This is a genomic window from Oliverpabstia sp., from assembly GCF_022785585.1.
Classification (GTDB): domain Bacteria; phylum Bacillota; class Clostridia; order Lachnospirales; family Lachnospiraceae; genus Oliverpabstia; species Oliverpabstia intestinalis.
In genome coordinates this window covers 1-7630 of record NZ_JALFPR010000117.1, presented here as the reverse complement: position 1 = coordinate 7630, position 7630 = coordinate 1, and the positions used below count along the sequence as shown (strand labels likewise).

The 7630-nt window shown below is 41.6% G+C and carries 9 protein-coding genes and 2 pseudogenes; 3 read left to right on the top strand and 8 right to left on the bottom strand.

Annotated elements, in window-relative coordinates; all coding sequences use genetic code 11:
• Positions 1-305 precede the first annotated feature (305 nt).
• From MSA64_RS08325 to MSA64_RS08310, 4 genes are all read right to left on the bottom strand, one after another.
• Complete coding sequence (locus MSA64_RS08325) at positions 306-1034, bottom strand: N-acetylmuramoyl-L-alanine amidase (RefSeq protein ID WP_287891292.1); 729 nt, start codon at positions 1032-1034, stop codon at positions 306-308.
• Between the two features lie 64 nt (positions 1035-1098).
• Positions 1099-1989: a hypothetical protein gene (locus MSA64_RS08320; protein ID WP_154432485.1), complete on the bottom strand. Its 891-nt coding sequence runs from the start codon at positions 1987-1989 to the stop codon at positions 1099-1101.
• Positions 1990-2031: 42 nt separating this feature from the next.
• Entirely contained in the window at positions 2032-3717 is a 1686-nt protein-coding gene (locus MSA64_RS08315; protein WP_277664192.1) for a glycosyl hydrolase family 18 protein, read from the bottom strand.
• Positions 3718-4016: 299 nt separating this feature from the next.
• The gene (locus tag MSA64_RS08310; RefSeq protein ID WP_118568048.1) at positions 4017-4256 is read right to left on the bottom strand and encodes a hypothetical protein; all 240 of its coding nucleotides are present in this window, start codon (positions 4254-4256) and stop codon (positions 4017-4019) included.
• Between the two features lie 551 nt (positions 4257-4807).
• Here MSA64_RS08310 and MSA64_RS12205 point away from each other — a divergent pair.
• A pseudogene (locus tag MSA64_RS12205) lies at positions 4808-4906 on the top strand (DUF6783 domain-containing protein); the annotation flags it as partial.
• On the opposite strand, the pseudogene MSA64_RS12200 reads toward MSA64_RS12205, so the two are convergent.
• Positions 4889-4969, bottom strand: a pseudogene (locus MSA64_RS12200) (DUF6783 domain-containing protein); the annotation flags it as partial. The pseudogenes MSA64_RS12205 and MSA64_RS12200 sit on opposite strands and share 18 nt — an antisense overlap.
• 63 nt (positions 4970-5032) lie before the next feature.
• Between MSA64_RS12200 and MSA64_RS08305 the strand changes: the two are divergent.
• Entirely contained in the window at positions 5033-5848 is an 816-nt protein-coding gene (locus tag MSA64_RS08305; RefSeq protein ID WP_277664191.1) for an adaptor protein MecA, read from the top strand.
• A 126-nt stretch (positions 5849-5974) separates the two neighbouring features.
• On the opposite strand, the gene MSA64_RS08300 is transcribed toward MSA64_RS08305, so the two are convergent.
• On the bottom strand, positions 5975-6175 hold the full coding sequence (locus tag MSA64_RS08300; RefSeq protein WP_022171223.1) for a DUF1858 domain-containing protein: 201 nt from the start codon (positions 6173-6175) through the stop codon (positions 5975-5977).
• A gap of 194 nt (positions 6176-6369) precedes the next feature.
• On the opposite strand from MSA64_RS08300, the gene MSA64_RS08295 reads away from it, so the two are divergent.
• Positions 6370-6540 carry a DUF362 domain-containing protein gene (locus MSA64_RS08295; protein WP_022171222.1) on the top strand — a complete coding sequence of 57 codons (171 nt, stop codon included), beginning with the start codon at positions 6370-6372 and terminating at the stop codon, positions 6538-6540.
• A gap of 111 nt (positions 6541-6651) precedes the next feature.
• Here MSA64_RS08295 and MSA64_RS08290 read toward each other — a convergent pair whose 3' ends face one another.
• Positions 6652-7224 carry a helix-turn-helix domain-containing protein gene (locus MSA64_RS08290; RefSeq protein WP_287891290.1) on the bottom strand — a complete coding sequence of 191 codons (573 nt, stop codon included), beginning with the start codon at positions 7222-7224 and terminating at the stop codon, positions 6652-6654.
• A 71-nt stretch (positions 7225-7295) separates the two neighbouring features.
• A partial coding sequence (locus MSA64_RS08285) for a DnaB-like helicase C-terminal domain-containing protein (protein ID WP_287891289.1) occupies positions 7296-7630 on the bottom strand: 335 nt, incomplete at its 5' end.

The window sequence follows — 7630 nt, the reverse complement described above, 5'->3', positions numbered from 1 at the left end:
AACGCTTTATGGCACACATCCTGATACCTGCACTCCGGCAAATATTTCAAGTAGAAAATTTTGTGAGCTTCGCTCTTAAAAGTTATTGTGTGATTTTTTTTGCTGTCTATTGCCCCTACCGCTGTACATACATTCATTTTCGTCTCCTTTTCTTTCAGATACATATTTTCTGGTACAAAAATAGGACTTATTAGCAATATCTGCCTTTCAGCAAACTTTACTAATCAGTCCTACCAAATTTTCAATATGAAGTTTTTCCTCCTTTCCGATTTGCCATTATTATTCCATTAGCATTAGTGAAAAATTTATGTTTTCACTTCGTTTCCACTGCTTTCACATGAAAACAGCTCTTTTTCCCGCCAAAATGGCGGCATTTTGAAGCTTATTAATAGGACAAAATCACTCAAAAATCCTTTATTTACGGCTTTTCTCTGATTTGTCATTATAATACTACGTGGTTCTACAATCACCAGTGTTGCCTCTGTCTTTTTCAGCATATAATAAGTCCTGTTCCCTTTGGCCTGTCTGTGATTTTCCTTATCCAGCACTTCCACCAAATGTTTCTGTAATATCTCTGCCAGCTTTTTTCCTTCTGAAGAATCCTCATAATAAAAGACCTGTGCCCCATGAATTGCTTCTTCCGGGTAGCTGTTTTGATGAATACTTAATACACAGTCCGGCTGGATCTTCCGAACCATCTCACAACGTCTTTTCAGATCCTGTACTTTACTGTTTCCTCCGTCTCCTTCCGAAAGATCTACATCATTTTCTCTCGTCATATAGACCTTTACCCCGTTTTTTTCCAGTTGCTTTTTCAGCCGTTTTGCAATCTGCAGATTAATATCTTTTTCCTTTTCCTGATGAATCCCTATTTTCCCCGGATCACTGCCCCCGTGACCACTGTCTATCAATACCACACCATTCCCCGCTCCGGCATCTGCCCCTGTAAGTCTTGCTCCCGTCCTTGCCAGCCAGAACACACCGGTCAGAAGTAGCACCGTCATTCCCAGTTCCCATATTTTCTTTTTCATCATAAAAACTCCCGGAGCATATTTATTAAAATATATGCCCGGGAGTCTGGTTCAAGTCCTGTGTTTTTCATTCTTCATCCTGACGGTTCATCATCTGTTTCATCTCTTCCTCGGAAAAATCTTCCTCTTCCTCGTCGAGATCTTCTTCATACTCCGACTCCCCTGTCTGCAGATTATTCTGTGCAGCAACTGTACTTTCGTCTTCTTTTTTTCTGGATGCCTCTTCATCTTCCAGCTCTCGCATGGTTTCCGGCATCGCACTGACAATCTTATGTACTTCTTTATAAGAAGCCATAAAACGAATCTGTGCCTGGTTGATCAGTTCTACAATTTCATTCATCTCATCCTGTACAGCAATGTATTTTCGTTTTCCATCAGCCAGTTTCGCATCCACTTCTGCCTGTACGGCTGCCAGGCATTTCTCTGCTTCTTTCTTCGCTTCGTCCATCAGTTCATCTCTCGTAGCAATGGCCTCTGACACAATCTGATCTGCTGCTTTTCTTGCATTCTGTGTTGTAGTCTCTGCCTGCTGATCTGCATCGTTGAGTACCTGTTCTGCTTTTTCATTTGCTTCTCTGATAATCTTTTCCGCTTTCTCCTCAGATTCCAGCACCAGTCCACCGATCAGATCATAGCGGTCAATATATTTTTGATATTTTTCGCTGATCTCACGCTCCAGTTTTTCTTTCTGTTTCTGTTTTTCCTGAATTCGTTCTTCCAGATGAGCGATTTCTTCTTTATGTGCTTCTTTTTGTTTCTGCAGTGCTGCTACTTTTTCACTGTCCTTTTTCGCAAGCTGTTTTTTCAGTTCCTGAATCTGCTTTGCCTGTTCCTTTTTTTCTTTAATCAGTTTGCTTTTTTCCGCATATGCTGCGTCCTTCATCTCGCGAACCTGATTCAATACATCATCTTTATCAAAACCACCCATCAACGTCGTTTTAAATCTTTCTTCTGCCATCTCTTTTTGTCCCTTTCCCTTCTTGTCTATACTCCTTTTATTTTACTGCAGATACTGTGCGATCACCGGCCATACAGATGCCCGCTCAAATCCCAGTTTCCACTCAGCTACTCCTGCCAGCTGATTCTCCTGTATCAGTTTCATCTTCTCCCCGATGGACTGTTCATCTTCCACCCAGATGGTATAGATTCCATCCTCAGCTTCTACACTCGCTACATTCTGCCCGGCTTCATCATCCCAGTAAGTATCCATACCATGTTCACTGATATAATTTGCAGCTCCATCCATTCCCAACACTTCGCTGGTCAGATTTCCCGCACCAAATGGCTGGATCCAGACTCTTGTATAGAATGGAATCGCATTGATCACTTTCTGTGCCGGCACTTCTTTCAGTGTATCTTCGATACCTGCTTTTACAAATCCAAGTGAAGACACCGAACCTGCATCTGTGCTCCCTGCATAATGTTCATCGTAACCCATAATGATCACATAGTCTGCAACAATTCCCTGTTCTGTTCTGTCATAATGTTTGCTGTAAGTCGGAACCGGGTCATCAATGGAAAATACTATTCCCTGATTACGGCAGGCAATCGAAAGTTCTCGTACAAACTGAATATAATGCGGTGCCTGTTCTTCTGTAATTGATTCAAAATCTAGGTTGATTCCATCCAATCCCACTGAGGCTGCCTGTGTCATCAGTTGCTGAATGATATTGGCACGTGCCGCTGTACTTGACAGGAATGTCAGATTATCCGTTTCACTGTTAAAATTATCGATCAGTCCCCAGACCTCCATCCCCATAGCATGTGCCTGGTTTACATAATCAGCACTTGCCAGTGAAGAAATTGTTCCATTATTATCCGTCACCGAAAACCAGGTTGGTGAAATCGTGTTCACTCCCTGTGCATCTGCCACCATCTGTGCCAATGTTGCGTTTCCATCCATACTGGTCACCTGATGAAACGCAAGATTGATTTTATAATCTTTACTGATATTGGTATATTCCGGTACAGTACTTGCATGTTCCTCATTATCATCCTTCGGATCCGAAAGTACTTCTTTTTTTATATATCCACTGTAGCCATCTGCCGTAGCAACTCTGCTCCAATTGTCCAGCTCCTCCTGCAGATACAGCGTATCTCCTTTTTCTACCTTGGCCACAATAGAACTCTTAATCCCGCCTTTCTGACGAATCTCACTGTTTTTCTGTGCCGTTACCAGCTGCAGATCATTCCATTTTGTTCGAACCACCACACGAGCCGGATCTTCAAAAGCAGTATACGTCATATCCGTATACTGGCTGACAAATTCAAGATCCAGATAAACACCGCCATCAATCTGTTTCAGTATCACATAATCCGTCATCTGAGTCCCTGCTGATGTCACATACTGCGTACTCTCAGGAACAATCTGAAATTCTTCCGTTGGCAACGTATACAGCATCACCTGCTGCTGACTGTCCCAGTAAAATCTGCTGTTAATATATGTAGCAACGACAGAATTCTCTACATAATACCTTCCGTCGATCATTTTTACTTTTGCATCTTCAAGCTCATGGTTCACCACCAGCCCCGCCTCATCATCTCCGGTGAGCTGAAAATAGTCTTTTCCGTCTATGATTGTTCCGGACGGAGTATATTTTTTAATAAATATAGAAAGGATCCCTGCGCAGATCACTAAAAAAATCAATATGATCACCGAAAAAACCGGTGTTATTTTTTTCTTCATTTCTGATAACCTCCTACTGCCCTTTATTATAACAACAGAATGATTTCCCGTCATCTTTTTTTGACATATTTTTTGTTTTTTCTATATTTTATCTTTGACTTTGACTCGTTGCTCGCGTAAAAATCAAAATTGGTCCACCGGACCAATTAATGATATGCAATGCAAAAAAAGCCACAGCAAGAATAACTGAATTTTTTCTGCTGTGGCTTCTTCTTTTTGCAAAACAGCTTTTCTATGCAAGGGAGGGAACCTTATAGGATATTATTGTTTCTCTGCTGCTTTACATTTTCTGTTTTCATTTATAATTTCTGTGTATAACCATCTTCTTTCTTCACCGCATCGAACTCCAGCCGGAGCAGACGTCCGTAAGAATCCGGAACGTAATCTCTCATATAGGAAATATCTTCTGCGATCTTATGTGCTTTCCAGATTTCCTTCGGACTGCTGGGTTCTCCGTCCAGCCACAACGGAATCCCCTGTGCCTGATAAGCATCCAGTTCCTTTCGAAAATCATCCTTTTGCTTCTTATTTTTTTTCATGTTTTTTGTGATATATGATCCTTTCTTAAGTGCACAGCACCATTATTTTTCGAAAAGATGACACTCGTCCCATCAATTAAATTAATTACATTCATTTTTACACTTTGGGGAAAATACGATATTATACGCTAATGAATTGAATAAAATTGTAAATAGTTGAAACGTTTTTTGAAATGTTTATAGATTATCAAAACAGTGGCTGGCCTCACATCCTTTCCAGGAACCGTGCCACCTCTTCTGGTTTTTATTATACCTGATTTTTCCTATAATGCAAGAAGAATATTACGAAAAGGCCGAAAACCATTAAAATATTACACATTTTCCTCAAAATTGTTGAATTCTGTCTTTATTCGTCGAAAATCCTCTTCCGTACGGTTTGCAATCTTTTTCTATCACCTGCAGAAACTACTGTGAAATAACAAATGCAGAGATTTTAATCCTTTACATCCGGTTTGCATATAGTATATAATAACAATGATTCAATATGCTCTTTTTGTAGCTAGCTACGCTGAGGCTTTTTAAACTGTACAATTGGATTCGCAGACAAGTGAATGATACAGTTATTTCGAAAACGGTGTACTAGAGCGTGTCTGAAAAAGGCTTTTCGTGAGCTGCGAGTCCCAGTTTGTGGGAGATTTTATCCGAATGAGGGCGGCGTAGCGGGCTACGGTAACCGAATGAGGGTAACATATACCGCAAAGTAGGGCTTGCAAGTTGTGGAAATGATTTTTCAGACACGCTCTAGAACAATGGTTGATAGTAAGGATGTGATATCTGTGAAAATAGAAAAAATTAATGATACCCAGATCCGCTGCACACTGACCAGCGAAGATCTGGCGGATCGCCAGCTAAAGTTAAGTGAACTGGCTTACGGATCCGAAAAAGCAAAAGATCTTTTTCGTGATATGATGCTACAGGCTCAGGATCAGTTTGGTTTTGAAGCCGACAATGTTCCACTAATGATTGAAGCAATTCCGATTACACCGGACAGTATCGTACTGATCATCACAAAAGTAGAAGACCCGGAAGAACTGGATACCCGTTTTTCCAAGTTTGCTGCCGGTATCGATGAAACTGCTCCTTCCCAGACGGAAGGGCCGGCTGTTACCGGTGCAGACGACATCCTGGATCTTTTCCAGAAACTGTGTGAAGGACGACTCAAAAAGCCTGTTGCTTCCTCTGAAAAAAATAAAACCGAAGATTCCTCCGACAGAAAAACAAAGATTCAGCCGGATACTGCAGAAACGCACTCTGATACAGAGGCAGCGGAAAATGACATTGCTCAGACCCGTCCGGATCTGACCCGTATCTTCACATTTTCCAGTCTGGACACCGTTATCCGGGCGGCTCTTGCTTTAAACGGATGGTATACCGGCACAAACACACTCTATAAAGACCGTGAGACTACTTACGTACTGATCCTGCATCAGTCCGGCATGAATCCGGAAGACTTTAACAGAGTCTGCAACATGCTCTCCGAATATGGTACCGGCAAAGCCTGCACCGCTGCAACAGAAGCCTATTTCAAAGAACACGGTGAGATTCTGATAGCTGATCAGGCACTGCAGCAGCTGTTATTATTGAATGTATAACTTTCAAAATCAGGTTTCAGTTGAAATCGGTTCACGGAGTCAATTATTGATATGCAATGCGGAAAAAAACGAAACGGCAGGACATCTGAATTCTTCCTGCCGTTTCGTTTTTCTTTACACGATTTTTTATTGTGCCAGATAATCATTAATCTGATCTACCAGCAGATCTACATCCAGTCCATGAACCATCGCTGCTTCTTCCAGGGTCTCTCCCTGTGCAGACGGACAACCAATGCAGTGCATACCGGCGCGCATTAAAATTACTACGATATTTGGATCGATCGTAACCAGATCGGCAATAATCATATCTTTGGAAATTTTTCTCATTCTGTTTATCTCCTTTCCTGTGATACGCACATTATAATACCATTTTCTCCCGTAGGCAACTGTTGTATCACACCAAAATCATACAAACTCCTGCGATTGTACGTAAATTTGTACTTGTAATCCTGCACTACTTATATTAGAATTAGCATATAGCCGAGAGTATATCGGTAAATACGAAAAGGAGGATTTGAATTATGGCATATGTAATTTCTGACGAATGTGTAGCATGTGGAACATGCGCTGGTGAATGTCCAGTAGAAGCTATCAGCGAAGGTGATGGAAAATATGTTATCGATGCTGATACTTGTGTAGAATGCGGTACCTGTGCAGGTGTCTGTCCTACAGAAGCTATCGTTGAAGAATAATTATTATTTTAAATATAATTATTTCCGCGCGGAAGAAGGAGCTGTACACAAAACTGTGTACAGCTCCTTCTTTATGTTATTTAGTAACTGTTTGCTCCCTTCACAGTTACGTTATTTTTTCTTTTTGCGATTTTCCTGCGTGGCGGCGACCATTTTTCTGGATTGTTGATGTCGCCGGATCGCTTCATCCAATCTTCGGTAACGTCCTTCTTTCCTCTCCTTCAGTTCAATATCGTGAATCAGGCGTTCCATGATTGCCTGAAAACGTTCTTCTTTTGTCGGTTGTTCAGATCTTCTTTTCTGCTTTTCTTCTTTTTTTTCAAAGGACTGCTCTGTCAAAAATTTCCGTGGAGTTACAATCTTTACCTGAATCTGTTCTTCCTGAAATTCCGGCTCTGTTTTCTGTTGTTTTATAATACCCTCTCCCGATATCCTATGTTCTTCCACTTGCGGAATTTCATCCTTCTCATGAAGTTTCTCTTTTATTGTCTTTAACTGCAAACCCTCTTTTTTCAGTTCCTTGATTTTCTGAAATATTTCCAGATCTTTATCGGTGTAGTATCGATGTCCCATCTCATTTCGTTTGATGGACAAGCCCAGTTCCTCTTCCCAGTAGCGCAGTACATGAGGTTCTACCTGAACCAGTTTTGCCGTCTCAGAAATCAGGTATCTGGTTTCTTTCATAATACAAGTACCTCCTGCACTCATTATAGAGCATACAGGAGGTACTTTACAAGAAAATCTCTTCGCCTTTTTTAGTCCTTTTTCGCGTTAACAAACCGAGTGTACTCCGGCATCCATACCAGATTTACTGTACCGATCGGGCCGTTTCGCTGTTTGGCGATGATAATTTCCGCCATGTTTTTGTTTTCAGTATCTTTATTATAATAATCATCACGATAGATGAACATAACCACGTCGGCATCCTGCTCGATGGCTCCCGACTCACGCAGATCGGAAAGCATGGGGCGATGATCCGCACGTGCCTCCACCGCACGGGAAAGCTGCGACAGCGCAATCACCGGCGCTTCCAGCTCACGGGCCATGGCCTTTAAGGAACGGGAAATCTCGGAAATTTCCTGCTGACGAT